26 protein-coding genes are annotated in these 19,853 nt (G+C 73.1%); 14 read left to right on the top strand and 12 right to left on the bottom strand.

The window, feature by feature from the left end; genetic code table 11:
* Positions 1-46 precede the first annotated feature (46 nt).
* The 3 genes from ACIQUT_RS05110 to ACIQUT_RS05100 are packed head-to-tail and all read left to right on the top strand — an operon-like array spanning position 47 to position 2,500.
* Positions 47-1,012: an ABC transporter ATP-binding protein gene (locus ACIQUT_RS05110; RefSeq protein ID WP_403560575.1), complete on the top strand. Its 966-nt coding sequence runs from the start codon at positions 47-49 to the stop codon at positions 1,010-1,012.
* Positions 1,009-1,794 carry an ABC transporter permease gene (locus ACIQUT_RS05105; protein WP_403559566.1) on the top strand — a complete coding sequence of 262 codons (786 nt, stop codon included), beginning with the start codon at positions 1,009-1,011 and terminating at the stop codon, positions 1,792-1,794. The genes ACIQUT_RS05110 and ACIQUT_RS05105 overlap by 4 nt, the downstream gene beginning before the upstream one ends.
* A 43-nt stretch (positions 1,795-1,837) precedes the next feature.
* The gene (locus tag ACIQUT_RS05100) at positions 1,838-2,500 is read left to right on the top strand and encodes a hypothetical protein (protein ID WP_403559564.1); all 663 of its coding nucleotides are present in this window, start codon (positions 1,838-1,840) and stop codon (positions 2,498-2,500) included.
* Between the two features lie 208 nt (positions 2,501-2,708).
* On the opposite strand, the gene ACIQUT_RS05095 is transcribed toward ACIQUT_RS05100, so the two are convergent.
* Genes ACIQUT_RS05095 through ACIQUT_RS05085 form a run of 3 tightly spaced genes read right to left on the bottom strand, consistent with a single transcriptional unit; the run spans position 2,709 to position 4,045 of the window.
* Positions 2,709-3,329 (bottom strand): class I SAM-dependent methyltransferase, encoded by a 621-nt coding sequence (locus ACIQUT_RS05095; protein ID WP_403559561.1) that lies wholly within the window; start codon positions 3,327-3,329, stop codon positions 2,709-2,711.
* 20 nt (positions 3,330-3,349) lie between these two features.
* The gene (locus tag ACIQUT_RS05090) at positions 3,350-3,547 is read right to left on the bottom strand and encodes a hypothetical protein (protein ID WP_403559558.1); all 198 of its coding nucleotides are present in this window, start codon (positions 3,545-3,547) and stop codon (positions 3,350-3,352) included.
* A 30-nt stretch (positions 3,548-3,577) separates the two neighbouring features.
* Positions 3,578-4,045 carry a hypothetical protein gene (locus ACIQUT_RS05085; RefSeq protein WP_403559555.1) on the bottom strand — a complete coding sequence of 156 codons (468 nt, stop codon included), beginning with the start codon at positions 4,043-4,045 and terminating at the stop codon, positions 3,578-3,580.
* Between the two features lie 293 nt (positions 4,046-4,338).
* Between ACIQUT_RS05085 and ACIQUT_RS05080 the strand changes: the two genes are divergently transcribed.
* Both ACIQUT_RS05080 and ACIQUT_RS05075 read left to right on the top strand, forming a co-directional pair.
* Positions 4,339-5,205: a helix-turn-helix domain-containing protein gene (locus ACIQUT_RS05080; RefSeq protein WP_403559553.1), complete on the top strand. Its 867-nt coding sequence runs from the start codon at positions 4,339-4,341 to the stop codon at positions 5,203-5,205.
* Positions 5,206-5,210: 5 nt separating this feature from the next.
* Positions 5,211-5,420, top strand: a complete 210-nt coding sequence (locus ACIQUT_RS05075; protein ID WP_403559550.1) for a DUF397 domain-containing protein — start codon at positions 5,211-5,213, stop codon at positions 5,418-5,420.
* 68 nt (positions 5,421-5,488) lie between these two features.
* Here the strand turns inward: ACIQUT_RS05075 and hisF are convergent, their stop codons facing one another.
* The 8 genes from hisF to hisD are packed head-to-tail and all read right to left on the bottom strand — an operon-like array spanning position 5,489 to position 11,256.
* Positions 5,489-6,244, bottom strand: coding sequence for an imidazole glycerol phosphate synthase subunit HisF (gene hisF, locus ACIQUT_RS05070; RefSeq protein ID WP_403559547.1), 756 nt, complete (start codon positions 6,242-6,244; stop codon positions 5,489-5,491).
* Complete coding sequence (locus ACIQUT_RS05065; RefSeq protein WP_403559544.1) at positions 6,244-6,645, bottom strand: RidA family protein; 402 nt, start codon at positions 6,643-6,645, stop codon at positions 6,244-6,246. The genes hisF and ACIQUT_RS05065 overlap by 1 nt, the downstream gene beginning before the upstream one ends.
* The gene (gene priA / locus ACIQUT_RS05060) at positions 6,642-7,391 is read right to left on the bottom strand and encodes a bifunctional 1-(5-phosphoribosyl)-5-((5-phosphoribosylamino)methylideneamino)imidazole-4-carboxamide isomerase/phosphoribosylanthranilate isomerase PriA (protein ID WP_403559541.1); all 750 of its coding nucleotides are present in this window, start codon (positions 7,389-7,391) and stop codon (positions 6,642-6,644) included. The genes ACIQUT_RS05065 and priA overlap by 4 nt, the downstream gene beginning before the upstream one ends.
* A complete protein-coding gene (gene hisH / locus ACIQUT_RS05055; protein ID WP_403559539.1) occupies positions 7,391-8,041 on the bottom strand; it encodes an imidazole glycerol phosphate synthase subunit HisH in 651 nt (216 codons plus the stop codon). Before hisH ends, priA begins: the two co-directional genes overlap by 1 nt.
* Complete coding sequence (locus ACIQUT_RS05050) at positions 8,038-8,205, bottom strand: hypothetical protein (RefSeq protein ID WP_403559536.1); 168 nt, start codon at positions 8,203-8,205, stop codon at positions 8,038-8,040. Before ACIQUT_RS05050 ends, hisH begins: the two co-directional genes overlap by 4 nt.
* Before the next feature lie 2 nt (positions 8,206-8,207).
* A complete protein-coding gene (gene hisB / locus ACIQUT_RS05045) occupies positions 8,208-8,807 on the bottom strand; it encodes an imidazoleglycerol-phosphate dehydratase HisB (RefSeq protein ID WP_403559533.1) in 600 nt (199 codons plus the stop codon).
* Positions 8,804-9,937 carry a histidinol-phosphate transaminase gene (locus ACIQUT_RS05040; RefSeq protein ID WP_403559530.1) on the bottom strand — a complete coding sequence of 378 codons (1,134 nt, stop codon included), beginning with the start codon at positions 9,935-9,937 and terminating at the stop codon, positions 8,804-8,806. Before ACIQUT_RS05040 ends, hisB begins: the two co-directional genes overlap by 4 nt.
* A complete protein-coding gene (hisD, locus tag ACIQUT_RS05035) occupies positions 9,934-11,256 on the bottom strand; it encodes a histidinol dehydrogenase (RefSeq protein ID WP_403559526.1) in 1,323 nt (440 codons plus the stop codon). Before hisD ends, ACIQUT_RS05040 begins: the two co-directional genes overlap by 4 nt.
* 125 nt (positions 11,257-11,381) lie before the next feature.
* Between hisD and ACIQUT_RS05030 the strand changes: the two genes are divergently transcribed.
* The 3 genes from ACIQUT_RS05030 (at position 11,382) to ybaK (ending at position 14,353) form a co-directional block, all read left to right on the top strand.
* Positions 11,382-12,983 carry an oxidoreductase gene (locus tag ACIQUT_RS05030; RefSeq protein WP_403559523.1) on the top strand — a complete coding sequence of 534 codons (1,602 nt, stop codon included), beginning with the start codon at positions 11,382-11,384 and terminating at the stop codon, positions 12,981-12,983.
* A 102-nt stretch (positions 12,984-13,085) separates the two neighbouring features.
* Positions 13,086-13,826, top strand: a complete 741-nt coding sequence (locus tag ACIQUT_RS05025; RefSeq protein WP_403559520.1) for an LON peptidase substrate-binding domain-containing protein — start codon at positions 13,086-13,088, stop codon at positions 13,824-13,826.
* Positions 13,827-13,858: 32 nt separating this feature from the next.
* Complete coding sequence (gene ybaK / locus ACIQUT_RS05020; RefSeq protein ID WP_403559517.1) at positions 13,859-14,353, top strand: Cys-tRNA(Pro) deacylase; 495 nt, start codon at positions 13,859-13,861, stop codon at positions 14,351-14,353.
* A 254-nt stretch (positions 14,354-14,607) separates the two neighbouring features.
* On the opposite strand, the gene ACIQUT_RS05015 is transcribed toward ybaK, so the two are convergent.
* Positions 14,608-15,240, bottom strand: coding sequence for a TIGR03085 family metal-binding protein (locus tag ACIQUT_RS05015; RefSeq protein WP_403559514.1), 633 nt, complete (start codon positions 15,238-15,240; stop codon positions 14,608-14,610).
* A gap of 84 nt (positions 15,241-15,324) precedes the next feature.
* Between ACIQUT_RS05015 and hisI the strand changes: the two genes are divergently transcribed.
* The 6 genes from hisI (at position 15,325) to trpC (ending at position 19,848) form a co-directional block, all read left to right on the top strand.
* The gene (hisI, locus tag ACIQUT_RS05010; RefSeq protein ID WP_403559512.1) at positions 15,325-15,717 is read left to right on the top strand and encodes a phosphoribosyl-AMP cyclohydrolase; all 393 of its coding nucleotides are present in this window, start codon (positions 15,325-15,327) and stop codon (positions 15,715-15,717) included.
* 8 nt (positions 15,718-15,725) lie between these two features.
* On the top strand, positions 15,726-17,216 hold the full coding sequence (locus tag ACIQUT_RS05005) for an anthranilate synthase component I (protein ID WP_403559509.1): 1,491 nt from the start codon (positions 15,726-15,728) through the stop codon (positions 17,214-17,216).
* 22 nt (positions 17,217-17,238) lie between these two features.
* The gene (locus ACIQUT_RS05000) at positions 17,239-17,895 is read left to right on the top strand and encodes a TIGR02234 family membrane protein (RefSeq protein ID WP_403559507.1); all 657 of its coding nucleotides are present in this window, start codon (positions 17,239-17,241) and stop codon (positions 17,893-17,895) included.
* An 82-nt stretch (positions 17,896-17,977) separates the two neighbouring features.
* A complete protein-coding gene (locus ACIQUT_RS04995) occupies positions 17,978-18,217 on the top strand; it encodes an HGxxPAAW family protein (protein WP_403559505.1) in 240 nt (79 codons plus the stop codon).
* A gap of 129 nt (positions 18,218-18,346) precedes the next feature.
* Positions 18,347-18,877, top strand: coding sequence for a DUF2752 domain-containing protein (locus ACIQUT_RS04990; RefSeq protein WP_403559502.1), 531 nt, complete (start codon positions 18,347-18,349; stop codon positions 18,875-18,877).
* 161 nt (positions 18,878-19,038) lie between these two features.
* The gene (gene trpC / locus ACIQUT_RS04985) at positions 19,039-19,848 is read left to right on the top strand and encodes an indole-3-glycerol phosphate synthase TrpC (RefSeq protein ID WP_361088113.1); all 810 of its coding nucleotides are present in this window, start codon (positions 19,039-19,041) and stop codon (positions 19,846-19,848) included.
* Positions 19,849-19,853: the final 5 nt, after the last annotated feature.

Here is a 19,853-nt window from a genome sequence, read left to right as displayed (position 1 = left end):
GACGGCGGCCGCGGCGCCGCCCGCGGCCGACGGCGTCGTCTGCGCGGTGCGTGACCTGGTCAAGACCTACCCCGCCGTCCGCGGCCGGCGCGGCGCCCCCGCCCTGCCCGCGACCCGCGCCAACGACGGGATCTCCCTGGACGTCCGGCGCGGCGAGGTCTTCGGTCTCCTCGGCCCCAACGGCGCCGGCAAATCCACCCTCGTCCGGCAGCTGACCGGGCTGCTGCGGCCCGACTCCGGCTCCGTGACCCTGCTCGGCCACGACCTCGTACGCCACCCCGAGCGGGCGGCCCGGCTCCTCGCCTACCTCGGCCAGGAGTCCACCGCCCTCGACGAGCTCACCGTCGCCCTCGCCGCCGAGACCACCGGGCGGCTGCGCGGCCTCACCGCCCGCGACGCCCGCGACACCCGGGACGCCGTCCTGGAGGAGCTCGGGCTCACCGCGATCGCCGGGCGGCCCCTGAAGAAGCTGTCCGGCGGACAGCGGCGGCTGGCCTGCTTTGCCGCCGCCCTGGTGGGGGAGCGGCAGGTACTGGTCCTCGACGAGCCCACCACCGGCATGGACCCCGTCGCCCGGCGGGCGGTGTGGTCGGCCGTGGACCGGCGGCGCGCCCGGCACGGCACCACCGTCCTGCTCGTCACCCACAACGTCATCGAGGCCGAGACCGTCCTCGACCGGGTCGCCGTCATCGACCAGGGCAGGGTCATCGCCTGCGACACGCCCGCCGCGCTGAAGGCCCGCGTCTCCGACGAGGTCCGCCTCGAACTCGTGTGGCGGACCGCGCCGCCGCTGGACGTGCCCGAGGTCGCCGCGCTCGCCGCGGCGGCCGCCGAGTCCGGCCGCCGGTGGGTGCTGCGGCTGCCGCCGGACGAGGCACGGGCCGCGGTGGCCGCCGTGACCGGCGGGCCGGCCTTCGCCGCCCTCGACGACTTCACACTGGCGACCCCGAGCCTGGAGGACGTCTACCTCGCGCTGGGCGGGCGCATCACGAAGGGCCTGGTGAAGTCGTGAGCACCGCTACCACTCCTGCCGCCGAGGTGGGGGCACTGGCCCCCCGGGCCCGCTTCCTGCCCTCGCTGGCCGCCGTGTACCGGGCCCAGCTGTCCCGGGCCCGGGTGGCGCGGATCCCGCTGCTGTTCGTCGCCACCTTCCAGTCCGTCGGGATCATGGTCCTGATGCGGGGCGTGGTGGACGGCGGCACGGAGGCGCAGGCCGTCGTGGCCGGCTCCTCGGTGCTGGTCGTCGCGTTCGTCGCGCTGAACCTGCTCGCCCAGTACTTCGGCCAGCTGCGGGCCGGCGGAGGCCTGGACCACTACGCCACGCTGCCCGTCCCGCCCGCCTCGGTGGTGCTCGGCGCCGCCGCCGCGTACGCCTCCTTCACCCTGCCGGGCACCTTCGTCACCGCCGTCTTCGGCTGCCTGCTGTTCGGGCTGCCGATGACCGGGCTGTGGATCCTGGCCGCCGTCGTGCCGCTCGCCGGGGCGGCGCTGGCCGGGCTGGGCGCCACCCTCGGCCTGCTCGCGCCACGGCAGGAGCTGGCCACCCTGGCCGGGCAGCTGGGCATGTCGGCGGCGCTGCTGCTGGGCGTGCTGCCGCCCGAGCGGATGCCCGCCCCGATCGTCTGGGCGCGGGACCTGCTGCCGTCCACGTACGGGGTCGAGGCCTTCGCCCGGACCTTCGCACCCCACCCCGACTGGGCGGTCGTCGCCGCCGACCTCGCCGTCTGCGGGGCCGTCGGCGTGCTGTCGCTGTCCGTCGCCACCTGGGCGTACCGGCGGGCCGCCGTCCGCTGACTCCGGTTCCGCCCCGGTCCGGCACACCTGGCACGATGTGGGGGTGACCGAACCCGTTACCCCGCCGCCCCCCGTCGAACCGCCGCCGCCCGGCAGACCGGCCGCACCCGGCGTCACCGCCGGGGACGTCCGTGACGGGGCCGCCGTCACCCTCGCCGTCGGGGCGTCCGGGGCACTCCTCGGCCTGCTGTGGGCGTGGCTGGCACCGCGGGCCCAGTACGTGTCCAACGGGCAGGCCGTCTTCCTGCGCAACACCGAGAGCGAGGCCCGGATAGGGGCCGACGGCATGTTCCTGCTGCTCTCGATCGGGATGGGCCTGCTCGCCGCCGCCGCCGTCTTCCTGTGGCGCCGCCGCGGCGGCGTCCCCCAGGTGATCGGGCTGGGCATCGGCTCCTGTGCCGCCGCCGGGCTGGCATGGCGCACCGGCGAGTGGCTGGGCGGCTCCGGCGACGTGGCCGCCGCCGCGGCCGCCGTGGGCAAGGGCGTCCCCTTCGACGCGCCGCTGGAGCTCCTCGCGTACGGGGTGCTGCTGGCCCTGCCGATGACCGCGCTCCTCGTCCACCTCGGTCTGACGGCCCTGTGGACCCCGTACGACCCGGAGCCCGGCCACGACCCGGCCGCCGGGACGCCGGGCCCCGCCGCCGTCTACCCGCCGCCGCACGTCCACGCCGACCCGGCGCCCCAGGAGCAGCCCCCGCGGACCTGAAGGCCGCGGTACGGCGCCCCGTCAGGGGCGCGGGGAACCGCGCGACCAGCCACCACCGGCCCGCAGACGGTCTCCCCCAGCCTCCGGCCGGGGGGACCCCCACCTCGCTTCGCTCGCCCATCGCGGCACTGACGAAGCTCCCCTTCTCAACAGGCGGCCGGCTCTGCGGTACGCCGCCGGGGGCCAAGACGGCCGGGGCGGGTGCCGGTCAGCGGTCCTCCGGGCCGGTCAGTGCCAGCGCCGTGAACTCGGGCGACCAGTCCAGGTCCCAGCGCCGCGTGTGCCGCCAACCGTCCCGCAGGCCCTCGACGACCTCGTCGGGATAGCCGCGGTGGCAGCCGTCCGGCTGCCGCTCCCACACCTGCACCACCACGTACACCACGCCGGTGCGCGGCTTCACCCAGCGGCGGGCGCCGGTCATGAAGCGGCGCAGGTCCAGGTACGGCAGCACCAGCCGGCACGCCAGCACGTCCACGCTGCCCGGCACCAGAGCCCGCGGCGGGGTGTCGGTGAGGAAGTCGTGGACCTCGAAGCCCAGCCGCTCCTCGCCGGCCCAGGCCGCGCGGGCCCGCTCCACCGCGACCGGCGACCAGTCGTAGCCGGTCGTGTGCAGGCCTTCGCGGGCCAGCGCCGTCGTCAGCACCCCCCAGCCGCTGCCCACGTCCACGGCCGTGTTCATCCCCGCGCCCAGGACGTGCCGCCGGATGCCCGCCAGCTCCACCTTCGTGAACGGCAGGTTCTCGTGCGGGTCCGGGTTGCTGTAGAAGCGGTCCCAGGCCATGCGCTTGGCCAGCGCATCAAGCGGGTCGGCCGGCACCCGGTGGGCCATGTCCGGCTCCGCGGCCGGCATCACCGTTCGCCGCCCTGGCCCGTGTTCCGGATCCGGTTGCGGCCCGAGGCGATCGCCGCGAGGTACTCGCGGGCCGCAGCGGCGAACACGTTCTCGGTCACCGGTTCCAGCTCCTCCAAGAGCCTTCGGTGCCGCAGCTCCTGCTGCGGCGTGCGTACCGGGAGGGCGGTCGGCTCCGCCGCTCTGGTGTGCTCCACGTTCGTCCCCATCCCCTTCGGTCGATCCGTTCACCGGCCGGTCTCCGACAGCGCCAGCGCAAGGAAGTGGCCGCGGGCGGCCATGTCCTTCAGGAGTCGCTCGTACTCGGCGAGATGCGGGCTGATGTGCTCGTACGCCGGCGCCAACAGCCCGTCCGCGAAGCCGGAGCGCAGCAGCCGCCGCGCCGCCGACAGACCCGGCCGGTACTCCAGGAGCGCGGGCCCGCCCACGTCCAGGCACGTCTCGTCCCGCACCAGGTAGTGCCGGGAGCGGGCGACGAGCTCCAGCGCCTCGAACCGGGCGTCCGCCTCGTGCTGCGGTGCCTGCACGTAGCGGACGACGCGCAGCACCCGCCCGTTCTGCCGGGCGAGGGCGGCGGCGGCCCGTACCCCGTCCGTGCGAACTCCCCACAGCCGCGACAGCGGATCGGCCTGCCGGACCGGTTCCTGCCCGGGCTCCGTCCAGTCGTCGGGCTGCAGCTCGGTCATGGCCGTCACGGCGCGCTCCTCAGCAGGCAGGGGAGATGGCAGCCGCCAGGAACCGGGATGCATACGGCGGATGGACACCGGCTTCCCGGGCGGCCCGACTACCGTCCTACCAACTGGAGTTCATGTGCAACCGACTGTGACGAGTCGATTGCTCAGGGAAGTGAATTGGTATATGACGGGAGACGCACAGGGGCCCGCATGAGGTCAACAGCAGGCGCGGTGAGACGAGTAGGGCCCGTGAGAAATCGCGCAGCGGCTGTCACCATCAGAGGAGGCGGCCCGAATCGGAGGGGAGGACACCCATGGCGGCACACGTAGGGTCGACGTTCTTACGCATCATGCTTGGAGCCGAACTCACCCGCCTACGTGACCAAGCCGGGTTGACGGGAGACCAGGCCGCAAAGGCGATCGGGCTCCGTTCGGCATCGATGATCAGCAAGGTCGAGTCCGGGCAGAGCGGGTTCGAGCGCATAGAGCAGCTCAACAAGCTCCTCGAAGCCTACGGAGTGGATCTCGACGGCACGGAGATGCTCACCGACTGGTACCGGAACGCGAAGGGCCATGACTGGTGGAGTCCCAAGTCCTCCACCTTGCCGTCCGGTATGAACCTGTACCTCGCGCATGAGTCCGGCGCGAAACGCGTGCGGGCATGGTGCCTCGGAGTCGTGCTCGGCCTGCTCCAGACCGAGGACTACGTCCTCCATCTGATGCGGTCAGCGCAGGCCGCCGACGAGCGCACCACGGAGTTCGTGGAGAACGCCGTGGCGGTCCGCATGGAGCGGAAGAAGCGGATCACCGAGGAAGGCATGGAACTCGTCTGCATCATGGACGAGTCCGCCCTCACCAACTGGGTCGGAAACCGAGAAGTGATGCGAGCCCAGTACCTGGAGTTGGCGGAGCTCACCGAACTGCCCAACGTGGCGGTGCGGATCATTCCGGCCCGGGTGCCGGCGTACCGGGTGCTGGGCGGCAGCTTCCACATCCTCCACTTCGATCGGAAGGAGCTTCCTCTCCCGGTCGTCTGCAACAGCATGACCGGCACCGTTCAGTTCATGTCCAAGGAGCGCATCGTCAAGCAATACGAGCGGCGCTTCGAGCACCTCGCACAGGGCGCTCTGCCCATCCACGAGACGCCCGACTTCCTGGCACGACTGGCACGAGAGGTTTGATCACCATGAGCACCAGCACCGGGCGCCCGTACGGCGAGTGGTTCAAGTCTTCCTACAGCGGCGACCCCGACGGCAACTGCCTGGAGGCGTGCCCGCAGCCGGGCGTGGTCTTCGTCCGGGACTCGAAGCGCAACGAGGAGCCCGGGGCGCCGGTTCTCGGGTTCACCGCGGCGGCGTGGTCGGCGTTCGCCGTGCATGTCGGCCTCGACCGCTGACCGGCTCGCCGTACGGCGATCGGCGGGGGCACCCGTGGCCGAGGCCCGGGTGCCCCCGCGGCAGGATCTCAGCGGACCGGGTGGCCGGCGGCTCGGAGGGTGGCCTTGACCTCGCTGATGCGGAGGTCGCCGAAGTGGAACACCGAGGCGGCGAGGACCGCGTCGGCTCCGGCGTCGACGGCGGGCGGGAAGTGCTCCAGTCGGCCGGCGCCGCCCGAGGCGATCACCGGGACGGTGACGTGCTTGCGGACGGCGGCGATCATCTCGGTGTCGTAGCCGTCCTTGGTGCCGTCGGCGTCCATGGAGTTGAGCAGGATCTCGCCGGCGCCGAGTTCGGCGGCCCGGTGGGCCCACTCGACGGCGTCGAGGCCGGTGCCCCGGCGGCCGCCGTGCGTGGTGACCTCGAAGGAGCCGGACTCGGTGCGCCGGGCGTCGACGGACAGGACGAGGACCTGTCGGCCGAAGCGTTCGGCGATCTCCCGGATCAGCTCGGGCCGTGCGATGGCGGCGGTGTTGACGCCGACCTTGTCGGCGCCGGCCCGCAGCAGCTTGTCCACGTCGTCGGCGGTGCGGACGCCGCCGCCCACGGTCAGCGGGATGAAGACCTGCTCGGCGGTGCGCCGCACCACGTCGTAGGTGGTCTCGCGGTTCCCGGACGAGGCGGTGATGTCGAGGAAGGTCAGCTCGTCGGCGCCTTCGGCGTCGTAGAGGCGGGCCATCTCCACCGGGTCGCCGGCGTCGCGCAGGTTCTGGAAGTTGACGCCCTTGACGACGCGGCCGTTGTCCACGTCAAGGCAGGGGATCACCCGTACGGCGAGTGACATCAGGACTCCCCTCGGAAGGCTTCGACCTCGACTTCGACGACCAGGCTGGGGTCGATGAAGCCGGACACGATGATCATGGATGCGGCGGGGCGGACCTCGCCGAAGAGCTCCTTGTGGGCCCGGCCGACCTCGTCGACGTCCCGCGCGTGGGTGAGGTACATGCGGGTGCGGACGACGTGCCCGGCGCCCAGGCCCGCCTGCTCCAGCGCGTCGATCGCGACGCGGAAGGCGTTGACCGCCTGCTCGTACGGCCCGCCGGCGACGATCTTGCCGTCGACGACGGAGGTGCAGCCGGAGACGAGCACCAGCCCGTTCGGCAGTTCGACCGCACGGGAGTAGCCCACGGCGTCCTCCCAGGGGCCGCCGGAGGAGTACCGGCGGACTGCGTCGGCTCCGCTCATGCGCCGGCCACCGCCTGCAGCGCCTCCTGGAGGGTGAAGGCCTTCGCGTACAGGGCCTTGCCGACGATGGCGCCCTCGACGCCCAGCGGCACCAGCCCGGCCAGCGCCCGCAGGTCGTCCAGCGAGGAGATCCCGCCGGAGGCCACGACGGGCCGGTCGGTGGCGGCGCACACGTTGCGCAGGAGTTCCAGGTTGGGGCCGGTGAGGGTGCCGTCGCGGCCGATGTCGGTGAGGACGTAGCGGGCGCAGCCCTCGGAGTCGAGGCGGGCGAGCGTCTCGTACAGGTCGCCGCCTTCGCTGGTCCAGCCGCGGCCCTTGAGGGTGGTGCCGCGGACGTCGAGGCCGATCGCGATCCGGTCGCCGTGCTCGGCGATGGCCTTGGCGGCCCACTCGGGGGTCTCCAGGGCGGCGGTGCCGAGGTTGACGCGGGTGCAGCCGGTGGCGAGGGCCGCCTCCAGGGTGGCGTCGTCGCGGATGCCGCCGGAGAGCTCGACCTTGATGTCCATGGCGCGGGTGATCTCGGAGACCAGGGCCCGGTTGTCGCCGGTGCCGAAGGCGGCGTCGAGGTCGACCAGGTGCAGCCACTCGGCGCCGGCGCGCTGCCAGGCGAGGGCCGCCTCCAGCGGGGAGCCGTACGAGGTCTCGCTGCCGGACACGCCGTGGACGAGGCGGACGGCCTGGCCGTCGCGGACGTCGACCGCGGGGAGGAGTTCCAGCTGCTTCGCTGCGGGCTCGGGCTCGGTCATCACAGGGTCTCGATCCAGTTGGTGAGGAGCTGGGCTCCGGCGTCGCCGGACTTCTCGGGGTGGAACTGGGTGCCCCACAGGGCCCCGTTCTCCACCGCCGCGACGAAGCGCTCGCCGTGGGTGGCCCAGGTGACCTTGGGGGCGCGGATCGCCGGGTTGGTGACCTCCAGGCTCCAGTCGTGCGCCGCGTAGGAGTGCACGAAGTAGAACCGGGCGTCGGCGTCCAGGCCGGCGAAGGCCTGGCTGTCGGCGGGGGCGTCGACGGTGTTCCAGCCCATGTGCGGGACGACGGGGGCCTTGAGCGGGCCGACGGTGCCGGGCCACTCGTCGAGGCCCTCGGTCTCGACGCCGTGCTCGATGCCGCGCTCGAAGAGGATCTGCATGCCGACGCAGATGCCCATGACGGGCCGGCCGCCGGACAGGCGGCGGCCGATGATCCAGTCGCCGCGGACCGACTTCAGGCCCTCCATGCAGGCGGAGAAGGCGCCGACGCCGGGCACGAGGAGGCCGTCGGCGTCCATGGCCTTGTCGTAGTCGCGGGTGATCTCGACGTCCGCGCCGACCCGCGCGAGGGCGCGCTCGGCGGACCGGACGTTGCCGAAGCCGTAGTCGAGGACAACGACCGTTTTGGTGGGGCGGGATGCGCTCATGCCCAGATTCCTTGGATCCGCAGGACTCCGGCGGCGAGACACATCGCGGAGCCGATGGCGAGCAGCAGGACGACCGACTTGGGCATCTGCTGCTTCTGGAAGGAGTAGACGCCGCCGGCCAGGAACAGGCCGACGACGATGAGGATGGTGTTGAGGCCGTTCACGGTCAGAGAGCGCCCTTCGTGGAGGGAAGGATGCCTGCCGCTGCCGCGCGCGGGTCCAGCTCGGCGGCGTAGCGCAGGGCCCGGGCCAGCGCCTTGAACTGGCACTCCACGATGTGGTGGGCGTTGCGGCCGTACGGGACGTGGACGTGGAGGGCGATCTGGGCCTGGGCGACGAAGGACTCCAGGATGTGCCGGGTCATCGTCGTGTCGTACGCGCCGATCATCGGGGCCATGTTCTCGGGCTCGGTGTGCACGAGGTAGGGGCGGCCCGACAGGTCCACGGTCACCTGGGCGAGGGACTCGTCCAGGGGGACGGTGCAGTTGCCGAAGCGGTAGATGCCCACCTTGTCGCCGAGGGCCTGCTTGAAGGCGGCGCCGAGCGCGAGGGCGGTGTCCTCGATGGTGTGGTGGCTGTCGATGTGCAGGTCGCCGTCGGTCTTGACCGTGAGGTCGAACAGGCCGTGGCGGCCGAGCTGGTCGAGCATGTGGTCGTAGAAGCCGACGCCGGTGGAGACGTCGACCTGCCCGGTGCCGTCGAGGTTTATCTCGACGAGGACGGACGTCTCCTTCGTGGTCCGTTCGACCCGTCCGATGCGGCTCATGCCTGCTGCTCCTTCTTCAGTGCGCGAACCGCTTCCAGGAACGCGTCGTTCTCGGCCGGGGTGCCCGCGGTGACCCGCAGCCATCCCGGTACGCCGTTGTCCCGGACCAGGACGCCCCGGTCGAGGATCTGCTGCCAGGCGGTGTGGGAGTCCCCGAACCGGCCGAACTGGATGAAGTTCGCGTCGGACTCGGTGACCTCGTAGCCGATCGCCCGGAGTTCGGCGACGAGGCGGTCCCGCTCGGCCTTGAGCTGCTCGACGTAGCCGAGCAGGGTGTCGGTGTGCTCCAGGGCCGCGAGGGCGGTCGCCTGGGTGACGGCCGACAGGTGGTACGGCAGGCGCACCAGCTGGACGGCGTCGACGACGGCCGGGTGTGCGGCGAGGTAGCCCAGGCGCAGTCCGGCGGCGCCGAAGGCCTTGGACATGGTCCGGGAGACCACCAGGTTCGGGCGGCCCTCGATGAGGGGCAGCAGGGAGTCCCGGTGGCTGAACTCGACGTACGCCTCGTCCACGATCACCAGGGACGGCTTCGCCGCCTGCGCGGCCTCGTAGAGGGCGAGGACGGTCTCCGCCTCGACCGCGGTGCCCGTGGGGTTGTTGGGCGAGGTGATGAAGACGACGTCGGGCGCGTTCTCGGAGATGGCCTGCTCGGCAGCCGCCATGTCGATGGTGAAGTCGTCCCGGCGCGGGCCGGAGATCCAGCCCGTCCCGGTGCCGCGGGCGATCAGCGCGTGCATCGAGTACGAGGGCTCGAAGCCGATCGCGGTGCGGCCGGGCCCGCCGAAGGTCTGCAGCAGCTGCTGGATGACCTCGTTGGAGCCGTTGGCGGCCCACACGTTCTCCCGGGCGACCGGGTGCTTGCCGGTGCGCGTGAGGTAGGCGGCCAGCGCGGTCCGCAGCTCGACGGCGTCCCGGTCGGGGTAGCGGTTGAGGGTGCGGGCCGCGTCGGCGACGCGCTCGGCGATCCGCCGCACCAGCTCCTCGGGGAGCTCGTACGGGTTCTCGTTGGTGTTCAGCTGGACGGGCACGTCGAGCTGCGGGGCGCCGTACGGGCTCTTGCCGCGCAGCTCGTCGCGGATCGGGAGGTCGTCGATGCCGATGGTTCTGTCGGCGCTGTCGTACGCGGTCACTGCCCGGGGACCTTCCAGCCGAAGCGCGCCTTCAGGGCGGCGCCGTGCGCGGGCAGGTCCTCGGCCTCGGCCAGCGTCACCACGTGGTGGGTGACCTCGGCGAGCGCGTCGCGCGTGTAGTCGACGATGTGGATGCCGCGCAGGAAGGACTGCACGGACAGTCCGGAGGAGTGGCAGGCGCAGCCGCCGGTGGGCAGGACGTGGTTCGACCCGGCGCAGTAGTCGCCGAGCGAGACGGGGGCCCAGGGGCCGACGAAGATCGCGCCGGCGTTGCGGACGCGGGCGGCCCAGGCCGCGGCGTCGGCGGTCTGGATCTCCAGGTGCTCGGCGCCGTACGCGTCGACGACCTTCAGGCCGTCCTCCAGGGAGTCGACCAGCACGATCGCGGACTGCTTGCCGGCGAGCGCCGGGCGGATCCGGTCCTCGACGTGCTTGGTGGCGGCGACCTGCGGTTCGAGCTCCCTCTCGACGGCGGCCGCGAGGTCCTCGGAGTCGGTGACGAGGACGGCGGCGGCCAGCGGGTCGTGCTCGGCCTGGCTGATCAGGTCGGCGGCGACGTGCACCGGGTCGGCGGTGGAGTCCGCGAGGACGGCGATCTCGGTCGGGCCGGCCTCGGTGTCGATGCCGATCCTCCCGGTGAAGTAGCGCTTGGCGGCGGCGACCCAGATGTTGCCGGGGCCGGTGACCATGTTGACCGGCAGGCAGTCCTCGGTGCCGTACGCGAACATCGCGACGGCGACGGCGCCGCCCACCGCGTACACCTCGTCCACGCCGAGCAGGGCGCAGGCGGCGAGGATCGTCGGGTGCGGCAGGCCGCCGAAGTCGGCCTGCGGCGGGGAGGCCAGCGCGATGGACTCGACCCCCGCCTCCTGGGCCGGCACGACGTTCATGACGACGGAGGACGGGTACACGGAGCGGCCGCCGGGCGCGTACAGGCCGACGCGCTCGACCGGAACCCACTTCTCGGTCACGGTGCCGCCGGGGACCACCTGGGTGGTGTGCGCGGTGCGGCGCTGCTCCCGGTGCACGGTCCGGGCGCGGCGGATCGACTCCTCCAGGGCGGCGCGGACGGCCGGGTCGAGCTCGTCGAGGGCCTTGGCGAGGGCCTCGACGGGCACCCTGACCTGCTCCAGCTCCACACCGTCGAACTTCTGCGCGTACTCGATCAGCGCCGCCGTGCCACGATGATGGACGTCCTCGCAGATGGGCCGCACCTTTTCCAGGGCGGCTTCCACGTCGAACTCGGCACGGGGAAGCAGGTGGCGCAGGGCCGCACCCTCGGGGAGGGCGTTGCCGCGCAGATCGATACGAGAGATCACCTCCCAATTCTCTCAGACCGGCTCCCACCACCGTCCGCCCGTATCACTGGCTGATACACGCCCCGGCCGTCACCGCCTCCCCTTAACGTTCCTGCTACACGGATGTACGGCGGAGGGGGGACCGCATGGCCGAGGCGCCGCGCGCGGACGAGGAGCCGGCGGACCTCGGCGAGGCCGAGCGGCTGATGTGGCGGGCGTTCCGCACGGGCAGCGTGTGCGACCTGAGCGCGCGGGCGGCCGAGGTGGACGACCCGCACGGCGACCGGGCCTGGGACGCCGGGCGCAGCGTCCGCGCCGACGTGGTGTCGCTGCTGCTGCTCCACGGGCCGCCGCCGGTGCCGGGGCGGGTGGCGTCGCTGAAGCTGCGCGGGGTGCGGATCACCGGCCGGCTGGACCTGTCGGGCGGCACCGTGGAGCCGTACGTCGAACTCCAGTCCTGCCGCTTCGACAGCGAGGTCCAGCTGTCCGAGACCCGGTTCGGCACGCTGCGGCTGGTCAACTGCGCGCTACCCCGGCTGGACGCGTCCCGCCTGCACACCGAGGGCGACCTGCACCTGCCGCGCTGCCGGGTGGCGCGGGGCATACGGCTGACCGACGCGCAGATCGGCACGGACCTGCTGATCAGCCAGGCCGTGGTGCAGCGCGACAGCCGGGGCCGGGCCATCGCCGCGGACGGCATGGCGGTCGCGCAGGACTTCCAGGGCGACCTGCTGGAGGCGTACGGGGAGGTGAGCCTGCGCGGCGCGAAGGTCGGCGGGTCGATGAACCTGCGCGGGGCCCGGCTGCGCAACCCGCACGGGCGGCGGGCGCTGAACGCCCCGCAGCTGACCGTGGAGCGGACCCTGTACCTGACGTCGATCGCGCTCGGCTACGTGCCCGGCGACTCCGGTTCCGCCACTCCCCCCTACGGCCTGGGCCAGACCCCGGTGCGCGGGCAGCGGGCCCGGCGCTTCGAGTGCCGGGGCGGGCTGCGCCTGGACGACGGCCGCTTCGGCGACGCGGTCGACCTGTACGGGTCCCGGTTCGCCCTCGCCGACGAGCAGGAGGTGTCGCTGCGCCGGATCCAGACCCCGGAGCTGCGGTTCGTGGGCGAGCAGCCGGAGCGGGGCCGCGTGGTGCTGTCGGGGGCCAAGGTGGTCAAGCTGGTCGACACCTCCACGAGCTGGCCCGGGCCGGGCGGCGTGTCGATCGAGGGCTTCGTGTACGAGAACATCGCGCCCCGCGGCCATTTCCCGCTGGTGCGAAGGCTGGAGTGGGTGGCCGCGGCCACCCCGGAGTTCTCGCCGGAGCCGTACGAGCGGCTGGCGTCCGTGCTGCGCGCCAGCGGCGAGGACGCCGACGCGCGGCAGGTGCTGCTGGCCAAGCAGCGGCGGCGGCGGGCGACGCTGCCGCCGGCGGCGAAGGCGTGGGGGTACCTGCAGGACTGGACGGTGGCGTACGGGTACCGGCCGGGGCGGGCGGCGCTGTGGATGGTGCTGCTGTGGGCGGCGGGCGCACTGCTGTTCGCGCAGATCACCCCGGCGGCCATCAAGCCGGACGAGCACCCGGAGTGGAATCCGCTGCTCTACGCCCTGGACCTGCTGCTTCCGGTCATCGACCTCGGCCAGCAGGGCCAGTGGATGATGAAGGGCTACTGGCAGTGGGGCACCGCGGTGCTGGTCCTGCTGGGCTGGATCCTGGCGACGACCGTGGCGGCGGGGGCCTCCCGCCTGCTGCGCCGCGGCTGACGGACCGGGCCGCCGGACCGGGCCGACGGACCGGGAAGAACCGGACGGACCAGGAAGAACCGAGGTGACAGGGCCCTCCCCACGGCTACTACCCTGTGCCTCGTGACCACCGTTCGCCTGCCTCTCTTCCCGCTGAACTCGGTGCTTTTCCCCGGACTGGTGCTGCCCCTGAACGTCTTCGAGGAGCGTTATCGCGCCATGATGCGGGAGCTGCTGAAGACGGGCGAGGACGAGCCGCGCCGCTTCGCGGTCGTCGCGATCCGCGACGGCCGGGAGGTCGCGCAGACCGCCCCCGGCATGCCGGACCCGACGGCCCTGCCCGAGCGGGGCCCGGCCGCGGGCTTCGGCCCGGACCCGGTCCAGGCGTTCCACCGGGTGGGCTGCATCGCCGACGCGGCCACGATCCGGGAGCGGCAGGACGGCAGCTTCGAGGTCCTGACGACGGGCACGACGCGGGTGCGCCTGCTGTCGGTGGACGCCTCGGGCCCGTTCCTCGTGGCGGAGCTGGAGGAGCTGCCGGAGGAGGCGGGCGAGGGCGCGGGCGCGCTGGCCGAGGGGGTGCTGCGGGCGTTCCGTACCTACCAGAAGCGGCTCGCCGGGGCCCGGGAGCGGTCCCTCGCCTCGGCGTCGGAACTGCCGGACGAGCCGTCGGTGGTGTCGTACCTGGTGGCGGCGGCCGCGGTGCTGGACACCCCCGCCAAGCAGCGGCTGCTGCAGGCCCCGGACACGGCGACGCGGCTGGCGGAAGAGCTGAAACTGCTGCGCGCGGAGACGGCGCTGATCCGGCACCTGCCGTCGCTGCCCGCGGTCGACCTGACCCGGATGCCGACCAGCCCGAACTGACCACCGGACCCACCGATCGGGAGCCCTGCCTGATGGCGAAGAAGAAGGCCGCGTCCGCGGCGACCCCGGCGATCGCCGCACTCACCGCGGCCGGAGCGGATTTCACCACGCACTCCTACGAACACGACCCCGCACACCCCTCGTACGGGCAGGAGGCGGCCGAGGCCATGGGCGTGAGCCCGGACCAGGTCTTCAAGACGCTCGTGACGGACGCGGACGGGGTGCTCACCGTGGCGGTCGTCCCCGTCTCCGGCAGCCTCGACCTGAAGGCCCTGGCCTCCGCCGTCGGCGCGAAGAAGGCCGTGATGGCGGACCCGTCGCTGGCCGAGCGCACCACCGGCTACGTGGTGGGCGGCATCTCGCCGCTGGGGCAGCGCAAGCGGCTGCGGACCGTCGTGGACTCCTCCGCGCAGGGGCACCCGACCATCTGCGTGTCGGCGGGCCGGCGCGGGCTGGAGGTCGAGCTGGCGCCCGACACCCTGGCCGCGCTGACGACGGCCGTCCTGGCACCGATCGCCCGCGCGTAGCGCTCCGGCCGCGGCCCCTTCCGCTGCGCGGAGCCGATTCCCCACCCCGCCCCTTCCCGAAACCGGGCGCTGCCCGGACCCGTTGCGCTCAAACGCCGCGCGGGCTGGATGTTCCAGCCTCGCCGGCGTTTGAGGCGCTGGGGTCTGGGGGCGGAGCCCACACCACGCGGCGGAGCCGCATATCCGGTACGGCGGGAAGGGGCGGGGTGGGGATACGGCTCCGCGCAGCGGCAGACGGCGGCGGCCGGGCAGGGCTAGATGCCCAGCTTGGCGGTGGTCAGGCGGGCGACGGCCTCCTTCTCGCCGTCCAGTTCCACCGCGGCGGCGGACTGCCGGCCGAAGCAGAACAGCGTCAGCTCCCCCGGCTCGCCCGTCACCGTCACCACCGGGGTGCCCTTGTGCGCCACGGCCGTCTGGCCGTTCGGCCGGCGCAGCACCAGCCCCACCGGCGACCGGCGTCCGGTCAGCCGGGCCAGCTTCTCCAGCCGGGACCACAGCGCGTCCGAGAAGACGGGGTCCAGCTCGCGCGGTGTCCAGTCGGGCTGGGCCCGCCGGACGTCCTCGGCGTGCACGTAGAACTCCACCGCGTTCGCCGCCTCGTCGATCTGCTTCAGCGCGTACACGGAGAGTTTCGGCGGGCCGGTGCGGATCAGCTGGATCAGCTCCTCGTACGGCTTGGCCGTGTACTCGGCCATCGCCTTGTCCAGCCGGTCCTTCAGCACGTCCAGCAGCAGTCCGCCCGCCGCGTCCGGGCGCCGTTCCCGTACCACCACGTGCGCCGCGAGGTCCCGGGTCAGCCAGCCCTCGCACAGCGTGGGCGCCGTCGGCCCCGCCGCCTCCAACAGGTCCGCCAGCAGCAGGCGTTCACGCTTCGCATGGGTAGACATGCGGGCAAGCCTACGGCCGGAGCGCGCCGTTTGCCCGCCCATCAGGCGGACGGTGATCCATGACCGCCCGTCCGGCGCGGCACAATGGCCCGCATGAGTACCTCCTCCCTCGACCCTGCCATCGCCGCCCGGCTCAAGCGTTCCGCCGACGGCCTGGTTCCGGCCATCGCCCAGCAGTACGACACCGGTGAGGTGCTGATGCTCGGGTGGATGGACGACGAGGCGCTGCACCGCACCCTGACGACGGGCCGCTGCACCTACTGGTCGCGCAGCCGGCAGGAGTACTGGGTCAAGGGGGACACATCCGGCCATGTCCAGCACGTGAAGTCCGTCGCCCTCGACTGCGACGCCGACACCGTGCTCGTCAAGGTCGACCAGGTCGGTGCCGCCTGCCACACCGGCGCCCGCACGTGCTTCGACGCCGATGTCCTTCCGCTGGCCGCCGACCAGGCAGACGCCGGCCAGGCAGACAGGTAACGCATCCCATGGATCTCGAACAGTTCCGCAAGCTCGCCGCCGACCGCCGGGTCATCCCCGTGAGCCGGAAGCTGCTGGCCGACGGCGACACCCCGGTCGGCCTGTACCGCAAGCTGGCCGCCGAACGCCCGGGCACCTTCCTGCTGGAGTCCGCCGAGAACGGCCGCTCCTGGTCGCGCTACTCCTTCGTCGGCGTCCGCAGCGACGCCACGCTCACCGTCCGCGACGGGCAGGCCCACTGGATCGGCACCCCGCCCGTCGGCGTCCCGACCGGCGGGGATCCGCTGGAGGCCCTGCGCGCCACCGTCCAGGCGCTGCACACCCCGCGTGACCTGGCCGCCGGGATGCCGCCGTTCACCGGAGGCATGGTCGGCTACCTCGGCTACGACGTCGTGCGCCGCCTGGAGCGCATCGGCGACCACGGGGCCGACGACCTGAAGCTGCCCGAGCTGACCATGCTGCTCACCTCCGACCTGGCGGTCCTCGACCACTGGGACGGCACCGTCCTGCTCATCGCCAACGCGATCAACCACAACGACCTCGACACGGGTGTGGACGAGGCGTACGCGGACGCCGTCGCCCGCCTCGACGCCATGGAGGCCGATCTCGCCCGGCCCGCCCCGTACACGCCCGCCCCGCTGCCGGCCTCCGAGCTGCCCGAGTTCTCCGCCCTGTGGGGCGGTGCGAAGTACCAGGCCGCCGTCGAGGACATCAAGGAGCGGATCCGGGCCGGCGAGGCCTTCCAGGTGGTGCCCTCGCAGCGGTTCGAGACCCCCTGCCACGCCTCCGCGCTCGACGTGTACCGGATCCTGCGGGCCACCAACCCGTCCCCGTACATGTACCTGTTCCGCTTCGAGAACGGCTTCGACGTCGTCGGCTCCAGCCCCGAGGCCCTGGTCAAGGTCGTGGACGGCCGGGCCATGGTGCACCCGATCGCGGGCACCCGCCACCGCGGGGCGACCCCGCAGGAGGACCAGGCCCTCGCCGAGGAGCTGCTGGCCGACCCCAAGGAGCGGGCCGAGCACCTGATGCTCGTCGACCTGGGCCGCAACGACCTCGGCCGGGTCTGCGAGCCGGGCTCCGTCGAGGTCGTCGACTTCATGGGCATCGAGCGGTACTCGCACGTCATGCACATCGTGTCCACGGTCACCGGGCGCGTCGCCGAGGGCCGGACCGCCTTCGACGTGCTCACCGCCTGCTTCCCGGCCGGCACCCTGTCCGGCGCGCCCAAGCCGCGCGCCATGCAGATCATCGAGGAGCTGGAGCCCTCGCGGCGCGGCCTGTACGGCGGCTGCGTCGGCTACCTCGACTTCGCCGGGGACTCCGACACCGCCATCGCCATCCGCACCGCCCTGCTGCGCGACGGCACCGCGTACGTGCAGGCCGGCGCGGGGGTCGTCGCCGACTCGGTGCCGGAGCTGGAGGACGACGAGTGCCGCAACAAGGCGTCCGCCGTGCTGCGCGCGGTGGCTGCGGCGAACCGCCTCCACGGCTCCTGAGCCGGTAGGGGATAGTGGGTACGTGAGTGCCGTACCCCCACCCCGAAACGACACCGGCGCGCCCGGGGCCTCCGGGCCCTCCGCGGCCCCCGCGGGCCGCGGCGGCCGCCGCAGCGTGGCCGCCGCCCTGCTGCTCGGCGCGCTCGGCGCCACCGTCGTCCTGCTCGGCTCCGGCCGGGTGTGGGCCCGGGGCGCCGCCGCCGTCGGCGGCGGCTCGCTCCCGGTGAGCGCCGACGGGCAGGCCGTCACCGGTCTGCCCGCCGCCCTGGCCATCGTGGGCCTCGCCGCCCTGGTCGCGGTGTTCGCCGTACGCGGCACGGGCCGGCTGCTGGTCTCCGCCCTGCTGGCGCTGAGCGGCCTCGGCGCGGCCCTCGCCGCCGTCCTGGCCGCCGACGACCGGCAGGCGCTGGACGCGCAGGCCGCCAAGGCCACCGCCGACACCGCGGCCCAGGTGGGCATGCTCGCGCACACCGTGTGGCCGTACGTCACCGCCGCCGGCGGCGTCCTGATCCTGGCCGCCGGGCTGCTGGCCCTGCGCCACGGCCGCGCCTGGCCCGCGATGGGCGGCCGGTACGAGCGCGACGGCGGCGCCCGCGGCCGCCGGCCCGCGGCGGTGGACCCGGACCGGCCCGAGGACCTGTGGAAGGCCCTGGACCGCGGCGAGGACCCCACCCGCTGACCACCCACCGCACCCGGTGCGGGACAATGAGCACCGAGCGTGCGACACAGCACGTGCGACAGAGCAAAACGAGGAGCAACTCATGGCGGGCAGCAACCACGGACACACCCCGGCCGCCTGGACCGGTGTCGTCATCGCCTTCATCGGTTTCTGCGTCGCCGGCGCCTTCATGGTGCTGGCGAACCCGGTCGGGTTCTGGGCCGGTATGGCCGTCGTCGTGCTGGGCGGTGTCGTGGGCATGGCCATGCGGGCCGCGGGCATGGGTGCTCCGAAGCCCGCCCACGACGACCTCGCCAAGGTCATCGCCGCCTCCAAGGCCTGATCTCCGGGCCTGACCTCCCGGGCCTGACCCGCCGGGCCCGGCCTCCCCAGGCCCGAGTCCCGCAGCGGACACGCAAAGGCGCGGCCCGGTCGGGCTGCGCCTTTCGCCGTCACCGAGGAGAATCAGCGCGTGGAAGCCCCCCGCACCTCCCCCGCGCCGGCCTTCACCGGGCCCGTGCCGCCGGCCCCGGCCGGTCCCGTGGCCCCGGCCGGTCCCGAACCCCCGGACGGTCCCGTGGCCCCGGCACCGGCCGTGCCCGTCTCCCGGGTCCGCAGGCTGGCCGGGCCGGCGCTCTGGCTGTTCTCCGCCGCCGCGGCATTTGCGTACGTAGGCGCCGTGGATCCCAATGAACCCGGCCACTATCCGGTCTGCCCGCTTTTCCGCGTCACCGGAATCCTGTGCCCCGGATGTGGCGGACTGCGCAGCGCCCATGCGTTCGCCCACGGCGATCTGATCACGGCTTTCGGGGCGAATGCCGTGGCCGTGATCGGCTACTTCGCCTTCGCCGGTGTCATGGCCGTCTGGCTGTTTGGGGCCTGGCGTGGCACGCCCACCCGGCGTTTCGCCCTGCCCGCACCGTATTGGTGGGCCCTGGGCGGGGTGGCGCTGGTCTTCTCGGTCGTCCGGAACCTGCCGTTCGGTTCCGCACTGGCCCCCTGAGTCCTATATGAAGCCGAGATTCCGAATGTCCATTTAATGGGACGCCGTCAACCACGTGCGGAGAGCAACGCCCAGGGCGGATACCATTTGATTGCTGACCTTGCAGTTGTACGTGTCTGCAAGGCGGCCGACCGTCATCGACCCGGAAGGGGGCCGCTCGCGTGAGTGTGCTCGACGAGATCATCGAAGGGGTCCGCGAAGACCTTGCCGAACGGCAGGCCCGCGTGAGCCTCGACGAGCTCAAGGAGCGTGCCGCCAAGGCGCCCCAGGCCAAGGACGGCGTCGCAGCCCTGCGCGGTGACGGCGTCAAGGTGATCTGCGAGGTCAAGCGCTCCAGCCCCTCCAAGGGTGCGCTGGCCGCGATCGCCGACCCTGCCGGACTTGCCGCCGACTACGAGGCGGGCGGTGCGGCGGTCATCTCCGTCCTCACCGAGCAGCGCCGGTTCGGCGGCTCGCTGGCCGACCTGGAGGCCGTCCGCGCACGCGTGGACATCCCGATCCTCCGCAAGGACTTCATCGTCACGGCGTACCAGCTGTGGGAGGCCCGCGCCTACGGCGCCGACCTCGTGCTGCTGATCGTCGCGGCCCTGGAGCAGGAGGCCCTCGTCTCCCTCATCGAGCGGGCGGAGTCCATCGGCCTCACCCCGCTCGTCGAGGTCCACGACGAGGAGGAGATCGAGCGCGCGGTCGCCGCCGGCGCGAAGATCATCGGCGTGAACGCCCGCAACCTCAAGGACCTCACCGTCGACCGCTCCACCTTCGAGCGCGTCGTCGGCGAGATCCCGGCCCACATCGTCAAGGTCGCCGAGTCCGGCATCCGCGGCCCGCACGACCTGATCGCCTACGCCAACGAGGGCGCGGACGCTGTCCTCGTCGGCGAGTCCCTGGTGACCGGACGCGACCCGAAGGCGGCCGTGGCCGACCTCGTCGCCGCCGGCGCCCACCCCGCCCTGCGCCACGGCCGGAGCTGACCCGA

The organism is Streptomyces sp. NPDC090445 (assembly GCF_044769385.1).
Lineage (GTDB): Bacteria > Actinomycetota > Actinomycetes > Streptomycetales > Streptomycetaceae > Streptomyces.
The sequence above is the reverse complement of the archived record's forward strand: the minus strand, read 5'-3'. Positions and strand labels throughout refer to the sequence as shown.